The organism is Dictyobacter formicarum, from assembly GCF_016587435.1.
On record NZ_BNJJ01000007.1, the window covers coordinates 1 to 22,564 of the forward strand.

The 22,564-nt window shown below is 53.2% G+C and carries 21 protein-coding genes; 12 read left to right on the forward strand and 9 right to left on the reverse strand.

From position 1 onward, the window contains the following. The coding region (locus tag JMI88_RS13210; RefSeq protein WP_201362332.1) for a cyclase family protein at positions 1–437 on the reverse strand (437 nt) is incomplete at its 3' end. A 600-nt stretch (positions 438–1,037) separates the two neighbouring features. Here JMI88_RS13210 and JMI88_RS13215 point away from each other — a divergent pair. Both JMI88_RS13215 and JMI88_RS13220 read left to right on the forward strand, forming a co-directional pair. Next, the gene (locus JMI88_RS13215) at positions 1,038–1,565 is read left to right on the forward strand and encodes a response regulator transcription factor (protein WP_201362333.1); all 528 of its coding nucleotides are present in this window, start codon (positions 1,038–1,040) and stop codon (positions 1,563–1,565) included. 27 nt (positions 1,566–1,592) lie between these two features. After that, complete coding sequence (locus JMI88_RS13220; RefSeq protein WP_201362334.1) at positions 1,593–1,781, forward strand: hypothetical protein; 189 nt, start codon at positions 1,593–1,595, stop codon at positions 1,779–1,781. A gap of 202 nt (positions 1,782–1,983) precedes the next feature. Here the strand turns inward: JMI88_RS13220 and JMI88_RS13225 are convergent, their stop codons facing one another. Further along, on the reverse strand, positions 1,984–2,220 hold the full coding sequence (locus JMI88_RS13225) for a hypothetical protein (protein WP_201362335.1): 237 nt from the start codon (positions 2,218–2,220) through the stop codon (positions 1,984–1,986). Positions 2,221–2,894: 674 nt separating this feature from the next. Here JMI88_RS13225 and JMI88_RS13230 point away from each other — a divergent pair. Continuing rightward, positions 2,895–4,133 (forward strand): MFS transporter, encoded by a 1,239-nt coding sequence (locus JMI88_RS13230; protein WP_201362336.1) that lies wholly within the window; start codon positions 2,895–2,897, stop codon positions 4,131–4,133. Between the two features lie 174 nt (positions 4,134–4,307). Then, positions 4,308–5,360 (forward strand): FTR1 family iron permease, encoded by a 1,053-nt coding sequence (locus tag JMI88_RS13235; protein ID WP_201362337.1) that lies wholly within the window; start codon positions 4,308–4,310, stop codon positions 5,358–5,360. A 75-nt stretch (positions 5,361–5,435) separates the two neighbouring features. Here JMI88_RS13235 and JMI88_RS13240 read toward each other — a convergent pair whose 3' ends face one another. Continuing rightward, positions 5,436–6,098, reverse strand: coding sequence for a GNAT family N-acetyltransferase (locus tag JMI88_RS13240; protein ID WP_201362338.1), 663 nt, complete (start codon positions 6,096–6,098; stop codon positions 5,436–5,438). Positions 6,099–6,437: 339 nt separating this feature from the next. Between JMI88_RS13240 and JMI88_RS13245 the strand changes: the two genes are divergently transcribed. After that, positions 6,438–7,409, forward strand: a complete 972-nt coding sequence (locus JMI88_RS13245; RefSeq protein WP_201362339.1) for a hypothetical protein — start codon at positions 6,438–6,440, stop codon at positions 7,407–7,409. A gap of 89 nt (positions 7,410–7,498) precedes the next feature. Here the strand turns inward: JMI88_RS13245 and JMI88_RS13250 are convergent, their stop codons facing one another. After that, complete coding sequence (locus tag JMI88_RS13250) at positions 7,499–7,993, reverse strand: hypothetical protein (RefSeq protein ID WP_201362340.1); 495 nt, start codon at positions 7,991–7,993, stop codon at positions 7,499–7,501. 277 nt (positions 7,994–8,270) lie between these two features. After that, the gene (locus JMI88_RS13255) at positions 8,271–9,503 is read right to left on the reverse strand and encodes an FAD-dependent oxidoreductase (protein WP_201362341.1); all 1,233 of its coding nucleotides are present in this window, start codon (positions 9,501–9,503) and stop codon (positions 8,271–8,273) included. A gap of 121 nt (positions 9,504–9,624) precedes the next feature. On the opposite strand from JMI88_RS13255, the gene JMI88_RS13260 reads away from it, so the two are divergent. Together JMI88_RS13260 and JMI88_RS13265 are read left to right on the forward strand one after the other, a co-directional pair. Further along, the gene (locus tag JMI88_RS13260) at positions 9,625–10,104 is read left to right on the forward strand and encodes a MarR family winged helix-turn-helix transcriptional regulator (RefSeq protein WP_201362342.1); all 480 of its coding nucleotides are present in this window, start codon (positions 9,625–9,627) and stop codon (positions 10,102–10,104) included. A gap of 211 nt (positions 10,105–10,315) precedes the next feature. Then, positions 10,316–10,921, forward strand: coding sequence for a hypothetical protein (locus JMI88_RS13265; protein WP_201362343.1), 606 nt, complete (start codon positions 10,316–10,318; stop codon positions 10,919–10,921). A 128-nt stretch (positions 10,922–11,049) separates the two neighbouring features. On the opposite strand, the gene JMI88_RS13270 is transcribed toward JMI88_RS13265, so the two are convergent. Next, complete coding sequence (locus tag JMI88_RS13270) at positions 11,050–13,056, reverse strand: GNAT family N-acetyltransferase (protein ID WP_201362344.1); 2,007 nt, start codon at positions 13,054–13,056, stop codon at positions 11,050–11,052. A gap of 23 nt (positions 13,057–13,079) precedes the next feature. Next, on the reverse strand, positions 13,080–13,772 hold the full coding sequence (locus JMI88_RS13275; protein ID WP_201362345.1) for a CBS domain-containing protein: 693 nt from the start codon (positions 13,770–13,772) through the stop codon (positions 13,080–13,082). A 392-nt stretch (positions 13,773–14,164) separates the two neighbouring features. Here JMI88_RS13275 and JMI88_RS13280 point away from each other — a divergent pair, with 392 nt between their 5' ends. Continuing rightward, positions 14,165–16,501, forward strand: a complete 2,337-nt coding sequence (locus tag JMI88_RS13280) for an alpha/beta hydrolase family protein (protein WP_201362346.1) — start codon at positions 14,165–14,167, stop codon at positions 16,499–16,501. 252 nt (positions 16,502–16,753) lie between these two features. Here the strand turns inward: JMI88_RS13280 and JMI88_RS13285 are convergent, their stop codons facing one another. Further along, the gene (locus tag JMI88_RS13285) at positions 16,754–17,083 is read right to left on the reverse strand and encodes a hypothetical protein (protein ID WP_201362347.1); all 330 of its coding nucleotides are present in this window, start codon (positions 17,081–17,083) and stop codon (positions 16,754–16,756) included. Positions 17,084–17,412: 329 nt separating this feature from the next. Between JMI88_RS13285 and JMI88_RS13290 the strand changes: the two genes are divergently transcribed. The 4 genes from JMI88_RS13290 (at position 17,413) to JMI88_RS13305 (ending at position 21,527) form a co-directional block, all read left to right on the forward strand. Then, on the forward strand, positions 17,413–18,435 hold the full coding sequence (locus JMI88_RS13290; RefSeq protein WP_201362348.1) for a DNA methyltransferase: 1,023 nt from the start codon (positions 17,413–17,415) through the stop codon (positions 18,433–18,435). Between the two features lie 143 nt (positions 18,436–18,578). Beyond that, positions 18,579–19,379 (forward strand): inositol monophosphatase family protein, encoded by an 801-nt coding sequence (locus JMI88_RS13295; RefSeq protein WP_201362349.1) that lies wholly within the window; start codon positions 18,579–18,581, stop codon positions 19,377–19,379. 158 nt (positions 19,380–19,537) lie between these two features. Then, complete coding sequence (locus tag JMI88_RS13300) at positions 19,538–20,671, forward strand: L,D-transpeptidase (RefSeq protein ID WP_201362350.1); 1,134 nt, start codon at positions 19,538–19,540, stop codon at positions 20,669–20,671. A gap of 145 nt (positions 20,672–20,816) precedes the next feature. After that, positions 20,817–21,527: a hypothetical protein gene (locus JMI88_RS13305; RefSeq protein WP_201362351.1), complete on the forward strand. Its 711-nt coding sequence runs from the start codon at positions 20,817–20,819 to the stop codon at positions 21,525–21,527. 297 nt (positions 21,528–21,824) lie between these two features. On the opposite strand, the gene JMI88_RS13310 is transcribed toward JMI88_RS13305, so the two are convergent. Then, a complete protein-coding gene (locus JMI88_RS13310; RefSeq protein ID WP_268905994.1) occupies positions 21,825–22,526 on the reverse strand; it encodes a serine hydrolase domain-containing protein in 702 nt (233 codons plus the stop codon). Between the last annotated feature and the right edge of the window lie 38 nt (positions 22,527–22,564).

Consider the following 22,564-nt stretch of genomic DNA (forward strand, 5'->3'; position numbering starts at 1 on the left):
TGCTCATAACGGTGAAATGGACAATCAAGGTAGGTCCCGGTATTGGTCACCATTTCAATCTTGCCGATCTGAAACTCAGTCCCCGGCGCATACTGCTTGCGCGACTCTTCGCGGCTCAGGTAATCACAGATCAGCGGCGCGGGCAATCCCTTGTAGGTGATCAATCCCTGCTCGATGGTATGGCTCAAATCGACCAGGCGCGGGCCAGCGGCAGGCAGGGGCACGCTGCTCTGACGTTTATGCAGTTCCTCCAGAATAAACTTATTGGAAATAGAGACACGACCAACCATCAGCAGGCGCATATCTTTGACGATCGCATCGGCCAGTTCCTGATCAGAAATATCGTCTCCCTCGATATCTAATCGGAATCCCTGTCCCTGCACGCTGCCACCGTTAGTAAACTCGATTACAAAATCGAACTGAACGCGTTTATCCATCAGAACCTTCCTATCACTGAATAACATGAGAACGTTTATGAGCGCTAAATTCATTTTGGTAGTATATTACAAGAGCTAATCGCGGTCTGTAAATAGGCAAAAGCTCCCTCCGCCTGTCTGAACGAGCGCAGCCGCCTGTGAAGCCAGCCGGGCCCTGGAGGCTCGGGATGATAAACATGGTGAAGAGCAAGTCGCATATAGGAGGTTTCCCCATGGAGATAGGAACGCGGCAATAGACATTTGGCGTGGGATAAATGCCTATTGCCTGTTGTGGCGCAGATGCGTCAATGCCAGCCGTACAAGCGTGGCATCGGGCTAGTCGGCGAGGCGATAGCGGGGGGAGAAACCAATAGACCGCAAAATAAGGGGAAAATTAAAGATTTTCACACAAATTTCACACAACTGCTCAGATGTTCACATGATTCTCACTCGTAATCAGGTAAGCTGTACATAGAGAAAGTTAGCACATCATCTGGATGTACTTTCTTTTCTGCATCGCACCAGCGGCAATCTCAGTCTGAAAACACACGCTGCGTTGCAGGAAGTGTTCTGCCCGGTTGGTTGAAAGGTATGGTAGCTAGCGGAAGCAGGATGCCCGTCATGCACGACCAAAGCGCTGCGAACGATCCGTCGGATAGCAGCCAGACAAATGGGATGGAGAGATCGCCTGCTGATGAGCGGTCACAGCCATCGCGTTTCTCGGATACTGTTATGCCCAACCAGCAACGAGATGGGGGGGCCAAACGCACATATCACATCCTGGTGGTCGAAGATGATCCAACACTCGCCACACTGGAAACTGATACATTAACAGCACAAGGTTATACTGTCGTTACCGTACATAGTGGTGAGCTTGCGATCACTACTCTCCATCACGCGATACCCGATCTCGTAGTGCTCGATCTTGAACTCACAGGAGAAATTCATGGCTGGGATGTATTGCAAGCATTGCGCTCACTGGCAACCATCCCTGTTCTCATTACTTCGAGTTCAGTCACCCATGCACGCTTGTATATGCGCGAAAGTGGAGAGACGCGCCTGACTTTGGATCATTTACCAAAGCCGTACTCTTTACAGGCGCTTCTGAAGCGCATTCAACGCATGCTGCCAATCTCACCTGCTCACTAGTTCTTCTTAGTACCAAAGGAGGCTCATATGGACCGCTACGAAGATCGTGAAATTCTACGTAAGGGTGGATTTGCTGAAAATGAGGTTGTTCAACTGAGCAAGCTTCGTAAAGACTACAGCGAACGGGAGAAAAGGCAGGCCCAGATCGTTAAACGCCGCATGGAATTCATTCGCTGGCTGGTCTCAACCGGAAAACTTTCCGATCAAATTGCCTAGTTGTTATGCGCCACAGCACTATAACTTGAAACTCAGGTGTTTAGATGCGCTCTGTGAATAGAAGTGGTACGGCGACAATCGTTCCGGTTGTCGCTTTTTTGTGGCCTGTCTTCCAGTTCTTCCACCTATCCTCATGCCTCAGTTCTGCAAAAGTGCTGTCTACCTCACCTTACCTCACTCACTCACCCACAAAACGAAACTGCTAGGATGGATCATTATCATCGTGCCGGACAATCAGGCCTTCCTGATCTTTGAAGGAGGTCTCGCACTGGAGCTTCTGCATCTGTGGATAAGGAGGCAGTTTCGACACTGCTCCCATAATGCGCGCCACCATATCGGCAGGCGGATCGAAATGTTCTAATTTAGAGAATAGGCGATCAACGTCTGCGAAATTATCATCGTCGTCGCTCTGAAAACGAACAGGTGAAACGTTCTGCATGTGCAATCCCCCGTTTATCATTCGTATCGCTCATAATTATATTACGGATAACTGGAAAAGGCGGTTTCAGTTTTTTCTAAGTTTTCTTATCTAATTCTTGGCTAAAATCACTGTTTCTCAGCAAATTATAAGCTAAGCAACTCACCAGGAAGAGTAAAAAAGCGGCAAGCTATTGCTAGCTCACCGCTGCCTGAAAATACGATCAAAATGCTGGCACCATCGCGCAACACACTTGCTGATCGTATGGCAGATACTAGTGTATACAGAAACTATCAGACGGTGTACGGGATATTAGCACTACAGCGTTGCACTAAGATGAAGCACACTACGAATTGACATTTTCTGACGTGTGTTAACAGACCATTTTGTGACCGCAGGGCTGTCATCTTTTATATACTTGATATTTTTTAGTCTTTCAAGGTGGATTAGTGGTGTGAAGCCGCCAGTAGTCTGCCAGCAGGTTTTTTTCGGCCACGACAAAAGTACCATGGCTATTTGTGAAGTGTGAAAAAACGTGCATATGCATATTTTTCACACTTCACAATACTTAATGATCATACAAGTAGATATTTTTGTGGATATACGTTTGCTAAGTTTAGATAAGTTTGTTATATTTAAATGCTCTGCTTAAAATTGCTAAGGTTTGACCTGAATTGAAGGAGATCTCTCTCATTATGCTGTCCCAACGACTTGGTATCCCCCAACACAAAGGGACGAAAAGCTTTTTACTCATCTTATTTATAGATGCACTAGGGACGGGCTTATTTGCGCCTTTCTCGCTCCTGTATTTCCATGTCATTGCCGCGTTGCCACTCACTGAAGTGGGTGTGGCGCTGAGTATCGCGACCATCTTCACTGTACCGATTGTGCCGCTTACCGGTACGCTGGTGGATCGCTTTGGTGCCAGGCGGCTGGTGATCTTTGCGCAATTGCTGCAAGGTATAGGCTTTCTAGGCTATCTATTGGTCAGCAATATGCCGCTACTGATCATCATGGCTATCTTTGTCAACATTGGACAACGCGTCTTCTGGTCATCTTACTTTTCGCTGGCAACCGAGCTGGCGGGGATAGGCGAAAGGGACCGCTGGTTCGGCCTGCTCGGCACCTCACAAACTGTCGGCTTGGGGATTGGCACGGCGCTGACCGGCGTGCTCATCTCAGCGCTTGGAACTATGGGATATTATGGCGTCACTGCGGTGAACGCGCTCAGTTTCTTCCTGGCTGCCGGATTGCTCTATTTCTATGTACCGGTAGAGCAGCACAAGAGCAGCGCGCACAAGGAAACGCAGAGAAGCTACAGGCTTGTGCTCAAAGACCGCCCATTTTTAGCGCTGATCGCCACCAACATTGCCTTCGCGCTCTGTTTAAGTCTGTGTGGATTAGGCCTACCGGTATACGCTACTGACGCCCTGCATATCCCGATATGGGTGGCTGGAGTAGCACTGGCACTCAACATGGCTGTTATTGCGTTTCTGCAAACATTTCTCATTCGTCATCTGCGATCGTTGCGCCGCACACGCACGATCATCATTGCCGGGCTCCTCCTGGGCCTATGGTGCCTGCTCTACATCCTGGCCCTCCCCCTACCACGCGTATTCGTCATTCCATACATCATCGTTGTCACCTGCGTGCAAGGGTTGGCGGAAGCTATTCATGCCCCCACCTCCAACGCCCTGGCGGCCGAAGCCAGCCCAGAAGCACTGCGCGGTCGCTACCTGGCGGCCTTCCAGCTCTCCTGGGCGATTGCTATCATCCTGGCCCCAACCATGTTTACAGTGCTCTTCAGCCTCCAACCGGCCCTGCCCTGGGCTATCGCGGCCGTGCTCATCCTGATAGCCAGTCTGTGTACCTTTTTCATTGAACCACATCTGCCAGCAGAGGCGATACGCACGCCAAAACAGATCGAGAGCTAACACTATTGGCATTGAGTTTCATCTTGCTCTTGACAAAAATATTAGGGTGCCCTAATATCTTAGTAGCCAGGTCGGATATTAGGGTTGCCTAATATCCGGGCATAGCAAATTTTTTTTGCACGGGAGGCATACGAAGCGCACTCCCCAGATTATGACCAGAGAGGATTTTACGTTGTGAAGAAGACGCTCTCTTCAACGATAGCACGCCCCGCTCTTCTTGTAGGACGAATAGCACTGATAGTTGGTGCGATAGTGGTAGCCGCAATATTGGTATGGCAAGGTATCACGGCAAATGGAAATCCAAATCCAACCGCCGCCCATATTACCCCCCAGGCAGCGATTGTGAATACAGGAATTCTCGTTTTCCGTGAAGGCCTGGAGTGTATTTTGGTATTGATGGCAATTACAGCCAGTATGATGGGAAAAAACCAGGGCTATCGGAAACCGATTGCCATTGGTTCGGCAATGGGCTTTGGGGTCGTGTTGCTAACGTGGTTCGCGGTGGTGGGTATTTTAAGCACACTTTCCAACAATCTACCGGCCCTGGATATCCAGGCGGCAACTGGATTGCTGGCCGTCATTGTGCTGATGGTCATTATGAACTGGTTCTTCCATAAAATTTACTGGACGGGCTGGATCTCTATGCACAATAAGCGCAAAAAAGCGTTGCTCAATCAGAAAAATGAAGAAGGACATTCACAATCTCGTCTGATGTCTGGCCTTATCTTGCTCGGCTTTGCCTCGGTCTATCGTGAAGGCTTCGAGGTCGTACTGTTCTTGCAAACCTTGCGGCTACAGGTTGGCTCGCTCATTGTCTTGTATGGTGTATTGGTCGGACTGGCCCTGACAGGGATTGTAGGCGCGCTCACCTTCGTATTGCACCATAGACTCCCCTACAAGAAGATGCTGGTGCTGACAGGTGTGATGCTGGGTGCCGTGATGCTGGTGATGGTCGGTGAGCAGGCACAGGAAATGCAGCTCGCCCACTGGATTTCAACCACGCCGGTCAACCTGCCGATTCCTGGCTGGATGGGCCTGTGGTTTGCCGTCTTCCCAACGGTCGAAACCCTGGTCGCGCAAGTCCTGGCAGCCATCGTCGTCATTGGTTCCTACTTCCTGGCTCGCTACCAGGTAGTCCTGTTACCGCGCAAACGTGGAGAGAAGCCCGCAGAGCGTCCGGAAGCTCCTCCCGCCCCGGTAGCAGAAACCAGTAACGCCACAGCCTAATCGGTCCGGGTCATAATAAAAGACCTTACAAAAAAGAGGAAGAGCGGTATATATCGCTCTTCCTCTTTTTTAGTGCTAGAGAGACTTTTGCATATATGTAACCATCTCGGAAAAGATTCTTTTATTGCCATGTTTGTCGATATGCTCCCATTGAATTTCAAATTCACCACGTCCCCAATCAACATATCCCAGCTTTTCATACAGCCGTTTTGCCCCGGGATTATCCGTACTTCCAACCTCTAATCCGATATGGGTGCATCTTTTTTCTGCGGCTAATCGCTCAGCTTCCTGAATCAACGCCGTTGCGACACCACGGCGTTGAAATTCACTTTTTGTTGCTCCTGCTTGCAGGAAGGCACGGGAAGTAATATCGAGGTAGCGGGTCACTTGTGCATCATAAGGGCCACTCCAGTAAAGTAAGAAATGTCCCACTGGAGTATAGTTATGCCAGGCGATCAGATAGACGCCTGCGCCACTTTTTTGGACCTCAAAGCGCTTATAATGGTATTTTGAGAGACTATCTGGATCAAATGCTTGCTCAAGGATATCTAATTGTGCTTCTTCCACTGGCTTGATCGTTATTTGCAATGTATCCCTCATTTTGTTTCCTGCTTCTTCACCTGGAATTGATAGCTCAATCATACCACAAGCCAGAACAGACGAAAATCCTGTTGAAGAATGAAACTTCGCTTTGATAATTGATGTTTTGCCCGACCGCAAAGCCGAAACAGCGGCCACATAGATGGCACATCACCCCGAAATTGAACTGGTAGTCGATATCGTGGAGGCGCGACGGCGCGGATCGCGTTTTTGCGTTCACAACAAATCAATAATGTCTTACATAAGAATTAGAGAAGATTCTTGACATAAGACACCTACATTGTGATAAAACAGAACACCTCTTTATTAACTTTTAAATACGGAAAAAAACTTTTGATCTGTCTTACCAAGGATGCCGTTAAATAAACTTTGAATAAACTTTAAATGAATAACTATATTTATACTTATAAACATTAGTAGTGACTAAAATCACACTAATCTTATTTGCCCCCCTTAAAAAAGAGGAGTAGCCCAACAATGAAACGATCCTATTTTATCGTTGTAACCACGTTGGCCTTAGCAATCGCAGTAGTGACCAGCCTTGCTAGCTCTATCAGCTCTGCTAGTGCTGCAAGCACAAGCGATGTCCTTCACTCCATCCACAGCATGAAGGTAAAAAACGCCTGTCGCACTAATTGCGCGGGAACCAATAACCTCAGCTACCATGGCGGCACAGGCGGTGTGGGCGTCGAAACCGGAGCGGACAAGGTATATTTGATCTACTGGGGATCACAGTGGAACAACAACGATCCCTCTGGCGAAGCAGCCATCCAACAGAAATTCTTCAACGGCGTCGGTGGCTCAAAATGGAACAATTCGGTGACTCAATACTGTGAAGGCGTCGCCACCGGCACAGTTACCTGTGGTTCCTCCGGCACTCATGCCACAAACCCTTCCGGCGTGCTCGCTGGTGTCTGGTATGATAATGCATCCTCGGCTCCTTCCAAGCCTTCTCAGTCACAACTTGCCAGCGAAGCAGTCAAGGCAGCGGCACACTTCGGCAACACAACTTCGTCTTCAAATACAACGGTTCAGTATGTGATCAACACCTCGACGGGCCATAACGCAAGTGGTTTCGGGACACAATACTGCGCCTGGCACAGTTCGACGAGCTCGAGCTACGGCAACATTGCCTATACCAACATGCCCTACATTACTGACGCAGGCGCGAGTTGCGGCGCCAACTTCGTGAACTCGGGTAGCGCGGGCTTGACCGACGGCATCACCATTGTCGGTGGTCATGAGTTCGCCGAGACCGAAACCGATATTTTCCCCAGTTCTGGCTGGGTCGATGGTAGCGGGAGCGAGAACGGAGACAAATGCGCCTGGATCAGCTCTGGCCAGGGCGCGTCTGCCAACATCACTCTGAGCACCGGCACCTTCCCTGTCCAGTCCCTCTGGAGCAATGCGTTCAATAACAACACTGGTGGGTGCGTCCTTTCCTACTAACTCTACCTTGTGTTGCACGAGGGGATCGCCAGGATTGGCGATCCCCTTTTCTTTAGGCAATCCTAAAAGCTGCCTCATCATCCACGGGCCTACATAGGCACAACCACATCACCTTCATCACCACACCCCGAAAAGTGAAGCCCATCTGACTTCGCCGCAACTCCCGTACACGTATAGGTCCTGGCCGCCGAAAGCTTCGCTGGCACAATAGCGTGCTGCATAGTATCGGTAACGGAACAGCTCTGGCCGCTGGTACGAATACTGAACGTATGAACGGCCACCGTATCGACAGACGTGCGGGTAAATCCAAGCGTTGCCGGTTGACACTTTTGATAGGCCTGCCAGAAACACGCTTCAGCCTGTTTAGCCATGGCCGCATTCAGTGGAAGACCCCGAGGACTCGTTTGTACGCTGCCGCACTTGCTCACTTGCCGGGTTGGTGTTGGATTCGGAGCCCCCTCTACCATAGAACCACACGCTGCTAATGCCACAGCAACCAGAACACAGAAGAATAGCATGGCCGCCACGGCACTCTGAGTAGTCCAGCAACTCTGCCGAAAGTAGCGTTGTAATCTGTGCACCATTTCTTGTAACTCCTGTTGAAGGCTCTTTTCGTATCTCCCAAAACCTCTGCACCAACTGCATCTACTACAGAAGACGATACCCAATCTGAAAAAGTTCCCGACGTAGAAGGACTCCTGAGGAATCCCTCGGGTTCCACGGCGTAAGCGCTCACAGTCTGGCTGAAAGGATTGTCCTGAGGACGCAAGAAGTGCAAGGCTCCCAACAGGAGCGTAAAGGCCGCAAAACACCCGATGCTGATGAGTCCGACGCACTTGGCCAGGGTTCTGTTCGGCTGGTTCATGAGCGCATCCTTTCGGTCGGGTGAGCTTGCTCATCCCAGTCAATCTGGTAGTGATACAACCATGCTTCAGCTTCGGGATGAACCAGGTATTTGAAGACCAGCGGCATGAGCAGATCCTGTATGCCGCGCACCATAGGACCGGCAACCTTGGTCATATTGGCTCTTCTCGCAAGTTTCGCAACTTTCTCTACCCGTGGACGGCGAGTGGCTTCGTACATGGACAGGGCGTGTTGCGTATCCGGGACGTCCCGCAGGGCTTTGGCGAGCGTGATGCTGTCTTCAAGCGCGAGCGACGCGCTCTGTCCCGAGGTCGGGGACGCCGCGTGCGCGGCGTCCCCGACGAGCACCATTGCATCACGATGCCAGCAGGGCACCTGCGGCAGCATATTCAGCAGCGAGGGAGTGAAGCCATGCTCTTCTGCAGTGGAGCGAATGATTTCGACCGCAGGGGTGGCATCCTGGGCGAACAGGTCAAGCAGCCGCTGTTTCCACTCCTGTCGGGAGACAGAAACCAATCGCTGCTCTTCCATTTCATTAGCGTACAGGGAAGAGGGGATGTTCGCAAACCAGTAGATCTCGCCGCTGGGACTGGCGATCCATCCGAAAAACGCCCGTTTGCCTAAAATGAAGGTAAAGGTATCTGACGATGCGTTGATGTTGGGAACACGCTGAGCGCTCACCCATCCACCAGTTCCAATCAACCCCACCAGTTGCGGCGTGGGGGCACCCGCATCAATCACCTGGCGCACGCGTGAGTGGATGCCATCAGCTCCCACCAGCAGATCGCCGCTGGCCGTCGTGCCATCCTCAAAGTGCACCGTGACCCCCTCCGGAGTGGTCTGGCAGCTTCGGAATCGCTTTCCCATCTCCAAGGGAATGCCTCGGCGAACCGCTTCGTCGCAGAGCGCCGAGGCAAGCTGGCCGCGCTCAAGCGCAATGCCCTCTGCATTGCTGCCCATTTCCCCGAGACGTTTGCCGCTTCCACTGTAGATGCCCATCCGCGACACCCAAAAGCCGCGCTCCATGACCGTCTCAAAAGTATCAAGGGTCCGTAACGCATAAACGCCATTCCTGGCGACCGTCAGAAACGCGCCTTTATTCTCTTCTGCATGTGGGCGTGCCTCATAGATGGTGGATCCTATGCCCACTCGCTGGAGCGCCAGAGCGACTGCTGGGCCGGCTATGCCTCCTCCGATAATCAGCGCGCGCTTGCCTATGGGGTTCGTCATCTGCTTTCTCCTATGGTATACTCTCCATAGCTCAAAACATGAGCAAGTGAAATCGTGGCTATCTCATTTTTTCATTATCTCAAAAATTGAGATAAAAAGACTATACCCGAAAGGATCAGCAATGTCAAGTGGTTCAGAAGAGCGCACCGCTCTCATTGAATCCCTGTCCCTGGCGATGCGCAAGGTCATTGTCGAAACCGTTCTCTTGTTCGATACGTTGGCAGAGCGGATCGGGGTCAACGCGACCGATATGCAATGTTTGAATATTCTGGATTATGAGGGACCAGTCCCAGCTGGACGGCTCGCTGAGTTGACCGGCTTGACCACAGGAGCGATTACCGCAGCCATCGATCGACTTGAACGAGCGGGCTATGTCCAACGCGTGCGCGATCCTCATGATCGCCGTCGCGTCGTGATTCAGCCCACACCACAGGAAGGTCAAGAGGTGTTTGGGGCAATAGACCAGACCTGGAAGGATTTGTGCTCGCGCTTTAGCGACCAGGAGCTGACGGTCATTCTCTCTTTCATGAACACCCTCTACCAGATGAACCGTGGCACCGTCGCGCATGTGCGTAAAGATGACGCTCGCTCTTCTACGTAACGCCTGAACAGCACGTGTGGCAGGGGGCAAGCGTCTTTGTGTCCACTCCTACCCTCTCCGTTTGAGGAGAGCAGAGCGTCTCAACCGTTTTGCGAATTACTCGACCGGTTCTCAAGGCAGTGTCAGAGCCAGGTTATTCGTCAAACAACAGAAAAAAACTAGCGCGTATTTCTGGCACAAGAAATTCATCGAAACAAAAGGAGGGTTGAACATGCACGATCCGGGAATGACCATAGCGAGAGGGAATATCTCCACGGATGTGAGCCACATAACCCACAAGGTTATCACTGAGTATAGTCGCATCGGAGATTTGGCGTTTGGCTACGGGCAGGGATCGGTGTTCGCCGGGTTCTCTCGAGATTCAGACCTCGACATTAATCTCGTATGGGAGCGTGCCTGCCCACCACAACTCTCGGAGCGTCCAGTGGCTCTTTTATGCGACTCAGAACGTGAACCGGTCCAGTTTGATGAAGCGTCCCTGGCGCTCGACAAATTATGGGTGGATGGTCGTCAAGTCGATGTGGTCCATCACACAGGGAAAACGTTCAACAATTGGCTTGAGCAGATCCGTCATGGCGATGGCTGGCTATTCCATGACCTGCAGGGCAAACTTCTGCGAGACGCCTACATTACCTGGTTCGCTGCCGAACACCATTATTGCCCACACATGAAGCGGCTGCATAGTTGGATTGAGCGCTTCAACATGAATGCGCAGATTTCCGAGATGGAACAAAAGATATGGGAAGTACCCAACCTGGCACCAAAACTTCAGCTCGTTGTCACGATGGTGGAGAACATTCTCCAGGTGAATCCATAGGTTCGGAGCTTGCCTCCGATTATCTCTCCACCGATGGGAATAATTGGGAGCATGGTCATGTATCCGATTATTGTCCTCGGCGAAGATAATAATCGGAGGCAAGCTCCGAACCTATTTTGCCACCCGCGTTACCAATGAGGTGTGAAGGCGGTCGAGCGGATCAGGCGGTTAAGGAACTGTTTGGAGACGCGCTGGTCCACGCGGTCCCCGATGCGGGCCACAAGCACGTTGGCAGGCTCCATGCTGACATTGGGTTCGGTAGTAGCATATTCCACAAAGCCCTGCGTGCCAAAGAGATGTTTGATCAGCTCGCGGTAGCGAAATGTGGAGATGCCCAACCCTTCGGCGTCCCAGTGCCAGGAGAGGCCAATGGCGAAGAAGATCATATCCTCTTTGGCATCGAGCTCCAGAGCAAAGGCCAGCAGCTCGCGCGCGATCCCCAGGCCGCGCCAGTCCGAGCTCACCTCGATAGCTACCTCGTAGAGATTTTCGACCCCTTCCCACCATTCATCGGCCGGCGCAATCGTAACCTGGCCGATGATCTCGCCAGCCGGAGTATGGGCTACTGTCAGGGCACAATCAGGACTGCGGGCAATATCCAGCAGCAACTGGTGCTCACGTTCAGGCATGCGAGCAAACGAGCTGAGTCCACGATCAGGGCGCAGGCGCTCGATCAACGAAGGTGGACTAAAGTCGCGCAGCAGGATCGGGCCGCGCATGGTCTGCAGCGTGCGAATACGCGATGGCGTCGAGGAGCGATTGAGGTGCAGCAGATCAAACAGGTCCGAGAGCGGCGAGCGATGGCGCGCAATCGGAAACGCCTGGCGGATCGAAGAAGGGATCAGCAAGTGGCGCACCATACCTACGGTCTGCCGGTTGGTATAGTTGATCTCCCAGCGCCGAGGCTGGGGAGGAAACAGCTCGGCCCGATCATTGAAGGTGGTTGGAAACTCCTCCTGGCTGGCCTCTTTGCCCATGATCTGCTGACCTTGCTGCTCACGCTCCAAAGCGGCCTGCCAGACAGGCTTCCAGCGCTCCAGCCACTCCTGCGGCAACTGCTCAGGGACCTCTTGGTCGGACATTTCGGCCCAGAGCTTGCTCCAGGCGCGCGGCACCACGCTGTAGAGGGCGTAGCCACCGCCGCCAAGGGCCACCCAGCGCCCATTACAGTAAGTATGGGCCAGTTGGTGAGCCAGCTTGATTTGCGCACCAATGCCCCGCATGGTCAGATTGAGATGCGTCAATGGGTCCCAGGCATGCGTGTCGCAGCCATGCTCGGTCACGATCACATCAGGCGCAAAGGCCGTCACCAATTGTGGCAGCAGGGGGTCAATGGTCTCGATATAGCTATCATCCTCGGTAAACGGCTCCAGGGGCACATTGATCGAGTAGCCACGACCACTACCGTTGCCCATCTCAAGCACATCGCCGCTACCAGGGAAAAGGTAGCGCCCCGTTTCATGAATAGAGATCGTCATGACGCGCGGATCATCATAAAAGGCTCGCTGCACGCCATCTCCATGATGAGCATCAAAATCGATATAGAGGATTTTGGCCTCGCTGGCCTGCAGGACATGCGCGATGGCGACCGCCGCATCATTATAGACGCAGAAGCCTGAGGCCCGATCAGACCAGGCGTGGTGCAGTCCACCCTGGGGGTGAAAAACGTGCAGGGGCCGCTCCTCTTCTGAAGCAAATGTGCCCCCTTCAGGCAGGCCCATGACCGCGCTGAGCGCTACCAGCGAGCCGCCGGTAATCACCGCCGAAACCTCATGCATCTGCGGCACCGCTGGCGTATCGCTATCCCCAAAACCGTAGCGTTGCGCCAGTTCGCTCCGCTGCTCTTCCTCTTCAGGCGTCATGGTTGAGGACACCGGCTCACTGAGACGCTGGACGGCCGCGATATAGGCAGGATCATGGATCAGGCTTAGCTCCTCGATCGAGGCTGGTCGCAGATTCATACGCGTGCGCTCATCACCAGCATCCCATAACTCGCTACAGCCCAGCAGATCGACTAGCGCCCGCAGCCGACCAGGATTCAGGGGGTGTTGCTCGCCAAAGTCATAGTTCAATTCCAGAGGATCGAATATGAGACGAGCCCGATGATTGGGAATCGAAGGATGTTGCTCAGTCATATCTCAATTGCCTCTCTGCTTACTTACCTGGACGCCAGCAAGGGACTGCCAAACGAGTATTGGATGCCTTCTGTTTTCAAGCGCAGTAGTAAAGGGGTCGGATTGATCGTACCCAGGCGCACGGTGGCAACGGACACCTTTCCATTGCTCTGCGGCGCCGCCAGCGCGCTGCGGATGTGTACATGTAGCTCCGCCGCCAGCAAGAGTGTGCGTGCCAGAGGCGTCATATCACCATGTGGCAGCGCAATATCTAGCTGCATGCCTGGTTCAAACGCCCCCATCGCCCGCGAGAGCGCGATCAACAGATCACTACGGGTCAGCAGGCCCACCAGAATGGTCCGCGTCTCACCATCCACCAGTTTATATTCCACCACCGGTAAACAATTCAAACCACGCTCAACCAGCAACTGGGCCGCCGCCGCCACGCTGGCCGTCGGAGTCACACGAATAGCCGCGCTATGCATAACCTCCACCACGCGCCGCTCCTGCCAGGGCTGCTTGCGCTGATCCTCACCCTCGGCCACCGCCACCGCCAGATCAATATCCTGCGCATACAGCAGGCCCTCACAGGTCAACAGCGCCACCCGCATCCCCTCGCCATTAGTTTGATAAATACGACGCGTCACCGGCAAATGATGAATGCCATACTGGCGAAACAGATTGGCAGCGTGAGCCAGCGTATCATCAGGCTCAACCGTCGTTAATTTTGTAGACATAATTTCTTGGACAATCACGACGCACCTCCCAGAAAGCATCATTGCACCTGGTTACTCGCAAAACAATCGCCGACGCCACTTGCCGAAAATTGGGTGCAAAGCCCAAAACATTCCATTTTATGCCAATGAGACACAAACGCGCCAAGAAAAGATTTCTTGGTGCTTTTGCCCATACATTGTGTTCCTAAATGATGTATTGGACACAAGGCCCGAACATACGGGACGATTAATTGTATCATAGCACATGATGCTCATGAATCGCTTTCTGACAATCCATGAGCATGTGGTTCGGGCCTTGCGCCCGATTTCCGAACCTATATTCCATCTGGCACGTATAAATTTGTGTAATATCGATACGACAAATTTATTCTATTGTATTAAAGGGGATTGTTATGAGTATGCTAGAGAGCGAAGATCCAACCACGCAACGGCCACAGGCCGTAAAGCATGATGATGAACCTGCGACTCAGCTTCCATCCCAGACTTCTCAGCATGCAGACGCAGCCGCGTCACCAACGCCACCCGATCAGCAGGAACCGGCCAAACAGCAGGCTGAACCGGCTCCGATAGAGCCCAGCACCGAGCCGGCTGAACAACAGGCCCAGGCTTCTCCAACAGCAACCAGCGCCGAGTCGGCCGACACTCCATCAGAGCCGGTCGAGCCTGCCAGCCAGCCGGAACCGGCATTTCCAGGCACGTCGGCCAATACGATCCAGGTGCCAATTGAGCAAACGCCTTCACAGACGACACAGTCTGCCCCGCTGCCGGCGGCTATTCCAGTTGTGCCTCCGATGGATGTCGAGGACCTGCTATCACTCAAGATCGCTTCCGATCCACAGATTTCACCAGACGGCAGCTTGATTGCTTATACCATCCTGGAAAGTGATGCCGGGGCAAACACGACGCGGAGCACCATCTGGCTGGCCGAAATCGCGGGTGGCAAGGCGGTGGTGCCACGTAAATTGAGCAGCGGCACATACCATGACATCACGCCCCGTTGGGCGCCTGATGGACAGAGCCTGGCCTTCCTGAGCGATCGCTCGGGCATACCTCAGATCTATTTGCTCACCTTAAACGGTGGCGAAGCCCAGCAGGTCAGCGACCTGGATCAAGGGATTACCGAATATAGCTGGCATCCCAATGGGCAGATTTTGCTGGCCCACAGCGCCTGGAAGCCACAGGACGACCAGCCCGAGGCCTCCTCTGAGAACTTCCTGCACATCTACACACGCCTGGGGAGCCGCTGGGACGGCAAGGGCTATAGCAATGGTCGTCACCAGCAACTCTGGCTCATCCCGCTCAGCGGCAATCCTATGCGCATCACCTCTGAGCCGGTCGATCTCGTGCAGTCCTGCTGGTCGCCCGATGGACAGGAAGTCGTCTTCTGCGCCAACCGCCGGGCTGATCCAGATCTAAGCGTGAGCATGGCGCTGTGGGTGCTGACGCTCTCAAACGGGCATATGCGCCGCCTGACGCCCGAAGAGGGTCTGGCCCAGATGCCCTCGTGGTCGCCCGATGGTCACCAGATAGCCTATCTCTACACGCCAGACCAGACCGAGGCGGGCAATATCATGCCCTGGATCGTCGATGCTCGAGGAGAAACGCCACGGTTGGCGGTCCCGGGTGCAGACGCGTTCACCTGCCAATCCTGGATTATTGATGAGCTACGTAATGAATACCTGACACCTCCTCAATGGTATCCTGATAGCCAGGCCCTGCTCGTACCGGTGCAAGAACATGGTCAGCTCCATCTTTATCGCCTCAATCTCAATCAGCAAACGAGCGAGCGCCTGACCAATGGCAATGGACGCTACATCAGTCCTCAACTCAGCAAGAATGGTCGGACGATCGCGATGGTGCGCGCCGACTGGTTCACGCCCGGCGATATCTGGTGCATGGATAGCACGGGCAAGCAGCCACGCAAGCTGACCCGCGTCAACGACGCCATCCTGCAAAGCCATCGTCTGACGCGCCCTAAACGCATCACCTGGCGAAGCTTCGACGGACTGGAGATCGAGGGCTGGCTCTACCTGCCACAGCTACCCGAAAACGTCAAAGCGCCACTAATCGTGTGCCCGCATGGTGGTCCCTCGTTGGCCTGGGGCGATAGCTACGTCCACGAATTCCAGGTCCTGGCGGGACGCGGCTATGCCGTGCTGGCACCCAACATCCGTGGTAGCGCGGGCTACGGCGAAGACTTCGCCCGCCGCGTCCTCAACGACTGGGGCGGCGATGACTTCAAGGACCTGATGGCGGGCGTCGACCACGTTATCGCCACTGAACCAATCAACGGCGAACGGCTCGGCATCGGTGGCCTCAGCTATGGCGGCTACATGACCAACTGGAGTATCAGCCAGACCACGCGCTTCAAGGCCGCGGTGAGCCGCAACGGCATCAGCTATATTCCCAGCGCCGCCCTGCTCTCCGACCAGACTATCTGGTTCAACCTCTCCATGGAAACGTGGGCACGCCAACACGAACGCTCCGCGCTTACCCATGCCGAGGCCATCCAGACGCCGCTCCTGCTGCTGCACGCCGAGGACGACCAGCGCTGTCCCTTCAGCGAGTCGAACCAGCTCTTCGTTGCGCTCCGCAAGCGCAAACAGCCCGTCGAGCTGATCGGCTACCGTGACACCAGCCACCTGATGGACTGGCCCGGCATCGGCACGCCCCAGCAACGCATCGACCGCCTGCGCCGCACCATCCAATGGTATGAGCGCTTCATTTAAACTATACCCACCTGCGCGCGCCCGGCGGAAATTTCCGCCGGGCTCTCACAAATTTACACAAAAATGTGCACAAATAGATCGGATGCAAGGCCCAATACATTTCATTTATGAAAGAACATCGAAGAACCAAACGCAACAAGAAAAGCGGGAAATCCCAAATGAATTCATAGAAAAAACCGCCTGCATCCATATAGATACAAATACAGATGCAGGCGGTTTGCACTTTGAGTTGAGTATAGTGCGGATGATGGTTCAAGCAGTGAAGAGTTGAACCATACAGTAGACAGCGGCTACGACCAGGCAGATGCAATAGAGGCCGGTCACAACTTGCGAAATCCTATTGGTGCCAATCGCATACCTTGGGCGCAGGCTGAACATGGCCAGGCGGGCCGTGATCAACATCACACCAATAAGTAAAAGAAAATCAATAATCTTAATGACAATATTCGCATTAAAGACTGCCAGCATAACAATAATCCCCCCAAAAGAGAGGATCGCCCCAAGAATATCGGCTGCCGCAATCGCCATAAACAACCCTTCATCATAGGATCGTGCAAGCAACATTGGCGTTGTCTTCAACATAATGTATAGTCCAGCGAAATATCCAACTATACTGAATAAGACCCATAGAACATTCGACATGTATTTTTAATCCCCAAATTTTTTCTGAGCACGCATTCTTTCTTGCTGCCCATGCAAGGTACATCCAACGTATCGACACAAATCTGATGCAGCGTCTGCGTTACCTGCATCGCCATTATACCATGCCATTAAAATGGATTGGAAACACAAACCTTTCATGGCTAGCTATAAAAGGCATCTGGAAACGCCGCGCACTATGGTGGATATTTTGGCCTGCATATGCTACAGTGTGCGCAGATGAAAACGCAAGCAAGGGGTGTTCCGAGCAGATGGCTGAACTGGTTTGGAAGGGAAAGAAGGCGCCGACATACAATCCTGCTGAGGTGGCGTTGAGCGTGGATGCTTGCTATGGTCTGGGCGATGAGCGACCAGCAAAACCGCCTGAGGGCTGGTATAATCGCTTGATCTATGCCGATAAAGGGCTGGTACTGCCGACACTACTGCCAGAATTTAGTGGCCGCGTCAATTTGATCTATATTGATCCCCCTTTCATGACGGGGCGCACATTTAAAGCCGGAGCGCAAATTCTCACCGCTGGCGGCATTTCCTATCAAGATATCTGGAACAATGACCTGGATGTATATCTGCAATGGCTCTACGAGACGTTTTACTACCTCCATCAATTGCTGGCTGAGAACGGTAGCCTCTATGTCCATCTCGATTGGCGGGCCACCCATTATGCACGGATTATGCTGGACGAAATCTTTCAGGCTGGCTCACGGAACAAAGGGGCCGGGCTCAAAAATGAGATCATCTGGCACTACCAATCGGGCGGACGAGCAACAAAGTCCTTTGCCCGCAAGCACGACACGATCCTTCTCTACACAAAATCGCGCCACTACCCGTTTCATGCCGAGCGCGTAGGCCAGATCCGAGGCAGCGAGAAACGCAACCACATGCGAAAAAGCATCGGACCCGACGGCCATCCGGTCTGGACGATCCGTACCGCCGGCAAGATATATACCTATACTGAAAACAGCGTGATGTCGCGGGACGACGTGTGGAGCGACATCAGCCACCTTCATCAAAAAGATCCCGAGCGCACGGGCTACGCGACCCAGAAGCCGGCCGCATTACTGGAACGTCTCCTACTGGCTTCGTCGGAAGAAAATGACCTGGTACTGGATTGTTTTTGTGGTAGCGGCGTTACGCCCGTGGTTTCAGAACAGCTTGGTAGACGCTGGCTGGCCTGCGACCAGAGTGAGGTAGCCATTTCGGTCACGCTGACACGACTTTTGCGCCAAAGTCGCCGCAACGTTTTTGCACTGCAAAGCGTTAAGGGGGTAGAATAAAAACGATTGCAACGGATGCAATAGTTGAAATGTGGCACACAGAGAGCCAATGCAGGCAGATCTTGCACGTACCGCATAAGTACTGATATGATACAGTAGTCACCCCTTTTGGAATGTATCACAAGAGATAGGCGAAAACAGCAATGCTAGAACTTCTAGAACAACTCTTTCGACAGGTCAGAGCTTACACGCAGGCAGAACGTTATGATCGCAAGCAGGTCTACGCTCGGTCGTCCAAGCACACGACGATGCAGTTTGACAGAGATGCTGAAGATTTGATCATCAATGGTCTCTCCACGAGCGGCCTGGGGTTTGAAATTATTACCGAGGAACGTCCAACCTTCGCGACATCCGAACATCCTCAATATCGCATTGTGGTGGACCCCATCGATGGCTCAACCAACGTTGAGCGAGGGATTATGGTTGCCGCGGTCGCCCTGGCCGTGCTTCCCATCGATGCCCCGGTTATCCCAGAAAATGTACAATGGGCCCTGGTCGGCGAGTTGTTTACCGGCACCGTCTTCGAAGCGCAGAAGGGCGGCGGCGCATTTCGCAATGGTCGTCGTTGTCAGGTGAGTACAACCAGCAACATCAAGGATTGTGTGGCAGGACTCAACCTCGATGGTCGCAATGGCGATACGCTGCGTTCCTTGCTGACCGAAAATCCACGCCTGGGTATTGTGCGGCGCACCGGCAGTTCGGCCATGGATAGCGTCTATGTCGCCAGCGGCACCTTCGATGCGTATATAGATATTGGAGATGATATTACGGGTGAGTCGTTCCTGGCTTCAGCCAGCATTGTTTTAGAAGCAGGTGGTATCGTTACGGACCATGAGGGCAAGCCGCTGCGCCCGATCACCTCGCTCAACGACAAATTCTCTCTGATACTGGCCGGCAATAAAAAGCTGCACCAGAGCATCCTGGCCAAGATTCAAAAGGGATGACTGGCATCATTGAACTGAATATTTGACAGACATAGCGAAAGGTATAGTAATATATATTGAGTAGGAACAAATAAGGCAAGGATATGTAATTATTCATAGCAAGAAATGCGTGTCATAAAAACGCTTGCCGCCATTTATGATCAAAAGGACTTTTACCTATGCATACGACACGGAGCACATCCACCTCTTCTATGCAGCGTACAGTGCTGTCGTATCTGCTGTGTGGTCTGACACTCTGCCTGATTCTGAGTGGGTGCCAGGTGCCCGGTTTCACGAACAATAATAGCACGAACAACAATACACCTACGGTCCCGGCGCCGACCCCAACGCCGGCGGTCAGCGCCAGCTTGAAGAGCCAGGGAACGATGGAGCTGCAGACGATGCAGCAATGGATCAATACGATGAAGCAGTATGGTGGTCAGGTCGATAGCTACCAGCAACAATATAACAGCGACCAGCAGGCATTGCAGAATGCGCATAGCGCCAGCACGTATCAGGTCGCACTGGATACGACGCGCAACCACGTCAACGATCTCAAATTGGCAGCCATTAAGCAAGAGCAGCAAACTACACAGCAACAGCTGCGGCAAATGGTATCCAGCTGGGAAAATAGCCATCCCCATCACGATTCATTTAACAACAAAACATATAAAATGGGCTTTGAATACGACGACAATACTGGCATTGGCACCTGGATCAAAGATGATCGATCCACCGCCAAAACATTTTCCGACTACCAGCAAATCGTCGAAAACACCAATATGTATATCACCAACCTCAAAGCCATGATGGACAACGCCAACGACAAAACGCCATATAACCAGCCGCACCAGACCGATCTGAAGCTACTCCAGACGTATAACAAGGCTGATCGGCTGGCCCTGGTCGTCTCGCTGAGCGAGCAAACGATGCGCGTCTATGACCATAGCAAGCTGATCAAAACTCTGCTGGTAACAACCGGCCAGCCCGACAAACCCACACCGCCGGGAAGCTGGTGGGTCGAGAGCCACCAGACGCATGTCACCTTTAAATCCATCGCCCCCAAAGGCAATCCCTTCTGGTTTCCCGATACCCCCATCAACTTTGCCATGCAATATCACAGCGACGGCTACTATATTCATGACAGCTGGTGGCGCGCCGAATATGGTCCCAATACGCAATTCCCACACCAGGATACCACCGGCGACACGGGCGCGGACGTAGGCTCCCATGGCTGCGTCAACCTCTCGAAAAGCGATGCACAATGGGTGTATGATCATGTCCAGCTCTTTACGGGCGTCATTATTTATTAAGGAGAAACAGAAAGGAAAAAAACAGCACGGCCTTTCGGACCAGATCGTCTGGTCACATAACTTACATCATAGCAACCAATCTGACTGAAGCTTTTGCGCGTAACAATGCAATGAAATTTTTCGTACAAAGAAGGTATGATCAATTATGCAAGAGTTTGATATACAGTTTGTATGCAGTGAATGGGAGCATATCAGAAGGCGCATCAAAACTGTCCATAATGGGAGCAAGGTCGCTGCCCTGCTTGGAGGATGTTGCCCGATAGATGTAGATAAAAACTGCGTTCCCCCACTGTTAATTATCCGTGCTTCGGCATACTATCAATATCGTAATCTGCTACCATTTGTAGAGGAAGACGTAGTCAGCTGGGCCATCGAGATGACACTGGGAATAGCATGCCAGGTCCAGCTATTACCTCCACTGGATGTCGTGCCACGCGTGCAGCCTCCACTGAATGTTGAGCTACGCGTGCAGCCGCCGCTGGTAGCCGTATCGCCAGCCGGGCAAGACTCACCGCTGACGCAACCCCTGGTGAAAACGCGCACCATCCGGCGCCAGAACTGGTTCGAGCCGCTCAAGCTGGAACGCATTCAAGCCGATTGGATGCAGATCAAGCAGCTCATCAGCGAGGAAGACAAAGACGGAGAAATCGCGGAGGCGCTGTCTGCTTGCCAGCCAATCGCGCTGGAAATGGATGAATATCCTCCAACGCTGGTCCTACAGGCCATCAATGCAGCCGCCCAGGCAACGCTAACCAGACATGCCACTGATGGCAGCCTGATGCTGGCCCTGCTCAACGAGATCGGCCACGTCTGCCGCATGAAAATCCTGGCGCCCGGCTCATCCTTGCCATCGTAACCTTCGCCAGAACAAACACAACAAGAAAAGCGACCCCCCATAGGTTCGAGGCTTGCCCTCGATTGCCCCACCGTTTGTGGGGCCCTGTGTCCTCGCCGCCTGGTTCCTCGTGGGAAGACACCCTGGCCCACGCGGTGCCCAAAAGCGGACCTTCCTTTTGGGCACCGCGTGGGGCAACGTGATGGTAAAAGCGGAGCCACGTCGTAGGGATACAGGGCCGCCACGCTGCGGCGGGCGGCAAGCGGCCGTTGAAGGCCGCACCTACGTGTCGTGTTTCTCCTCTGAAAATGATCATTTTCATGCCGCGTGGTGTCGCCAGTCGAAATCATAAAAAGGATAAGGCGATCCATCCTCTTCATAGCGCTGGGCCTGGAAGGCTTCCAGGACAGTTCCGATGTTGACGGACGCCCGCAACATGCCAAGGGGAAGGAAGACCTCCTGGCGCAGGAAGTCAGCATAGCTCTTGCCTGAAAGACGCGCAATCACCTCGCCGAGGATGCCATAGCCCAGGTTGGAATACTGATAGTGTTCCCCGGGAGCGTTCACCTGGTGGCCATAGCGCCGGATCGTCTCGTCCATTGACGGCGGCAGATACGGTTCATCTTGATAGAAAAACTGATAGTGCAGCGGCAGGCCCGAGGTATGGTTGGTCACGCGGTGCACCGTCGCCTCTTCGGCGCTGCCCACATGGGCCTGCAGCTTGCTATCTCCCAGATACTCATTGATGGGACGATCGAGGTCGAGCAGCCCGCGCTCCTTCAGAATCATCAGCCCGGTAGCCGTGGTAGGCTTGGAGATCGAAGCCAGCGAATACATCGTATGGGGCGTCGCTGGAATGCGGCGCTCGCGATCGGCCCAGCCAAAACCTTCTTCCCACAGAATGGTCGATCCCTGCGCCACGGCGACGGTGAGGGAGGGTATGCTACGTTCCACCAGCCCCCGCTCGATTCGTTCTCGGATGGCCTCAAACCGCTTCTGTTCTGACGATGTTTCAAGCATATCTTTCCCTCCTTATTCAATGAAGCGATCGCAGGGAT

Coding starts and splice junctions, on each gene's coding strand:
- JMI88_RS13285 (WP_201362347.1), bottom strand. CDS start 17,083: ATGTTGAAGACAACGCCAATGTTGCTTGCACGATCCTATGATGAAGGG.
- JMI88_RS13230 (WP_201362336.1), top strand. CDS start 2,895: ATGCTGTCCCAACGACTTGGTATCCCCCAACACAAAGGGACGAAAAGC.
- JMI88_RS13245 (WP_201362339.1), top strand. CDS start 6,438: ATGAAACGATCCTATTTTATCGTTGTAACCACGTTGGCCTTAGCAATC.
- JMI88_RS13225 (WP_201362335.1), bottom strand. CDS start 2,220: ATGCAGAACGTTTCACCTGTTCGTTTTCAGAGCGACGACGATGATAAT.
- JMI88_RS13215 (WP_201362333.1), top strand. CDS start 1,038: ATGCACGACCAAAGCGCTGCGAACGATCCGTCGGATAGCAGCCAGACA.
- JMI88_RS13275 (WP_201362345.1), bottom strand. CDS start 13,772: ATGTCTACAAAATTAACGACGGTTGAGCCTGATGATACGCTGGCTCAC.
- JMI88_RS13265 (WP_201362343.1), top strand. CDS start 10,316: ATGCACGATCCGGGAATGACCATAGCGAGAGGGAATATCTCCACGGAT.
- JMI88_RS13270 (WP_201362344.1), bottom strand. CDS start 13,056: ATGACTGAGCAACATCCTTCGATTCCCAATCATCGGGCTCGTCTCATA.
- JMI88_RS13280 (WP_201362346.1), top strand. CDS start 14,165: ATGAGTATGCTAGAGAGCGAAGATCCAACCACGCAACGGCCACAGGCC.
- JMI88_RS13260 (WP_201362342.1), top strand. CDS start 9,625: ATGTCAAGTGGTTCAGAAGAGCGCACCGCTCTCATTGAATCCCTGTCC.
- JMI88_RS13220 (WP_201362334.1), top strand. CDS start 1,593: ATGGACCGCTACGAAGATCGTGAAATTCTACGTAAGGGTGGATTTGCT.
- JMI88_RS13255 (WP_201362341.1), bottom strand. CDS start 9,503: ATGACGAACCCCATAGGCAAGCGCGCGCTGATTATCGGAGGAGGCATA.
- JMI88_RS13310 (WP_268905994.1), bottom strand. CDS start 22,526: ATGCTTGAAACATCGTCAGAACAGAAGCGGTTTGAGGCCATCCGAGAA.
- JMI88_RS13305 (WP_201362351.1), top strand. CDS start 20,817: ATGCAAGAGTTTGATATACAGTTTGTATGCAGTGAATGGGAGCATATC.
- JMI88_RS13295 (WP_201362349.1), top strand. CDS start 18,579: ATGCTAGAACTTCTAGAACAACTCTTTCGACAGGTCAGAGCTTACACG.
- JMI88_RS13300 (WP_201362350.1), top strand. CDS start 19,538: ATGCATACGACACGGAGCACATCCACCTCTTCTATGCAGCGTACAGTG.
- JMI88_RS13290 (WP_201362348.1), top strand. CDS start 17,413: ATGGCTGAACTGGTTTGGAAGGGAAAGAAGGCGCCGACATACAATCCT.
- JMI88_RS13250 (WP_201362340.1), bottom strand. CDS start 7,993: ATGGTGCACAGATTACAACGCTACTTTCGGCAGAGTTGCTGGACTACT.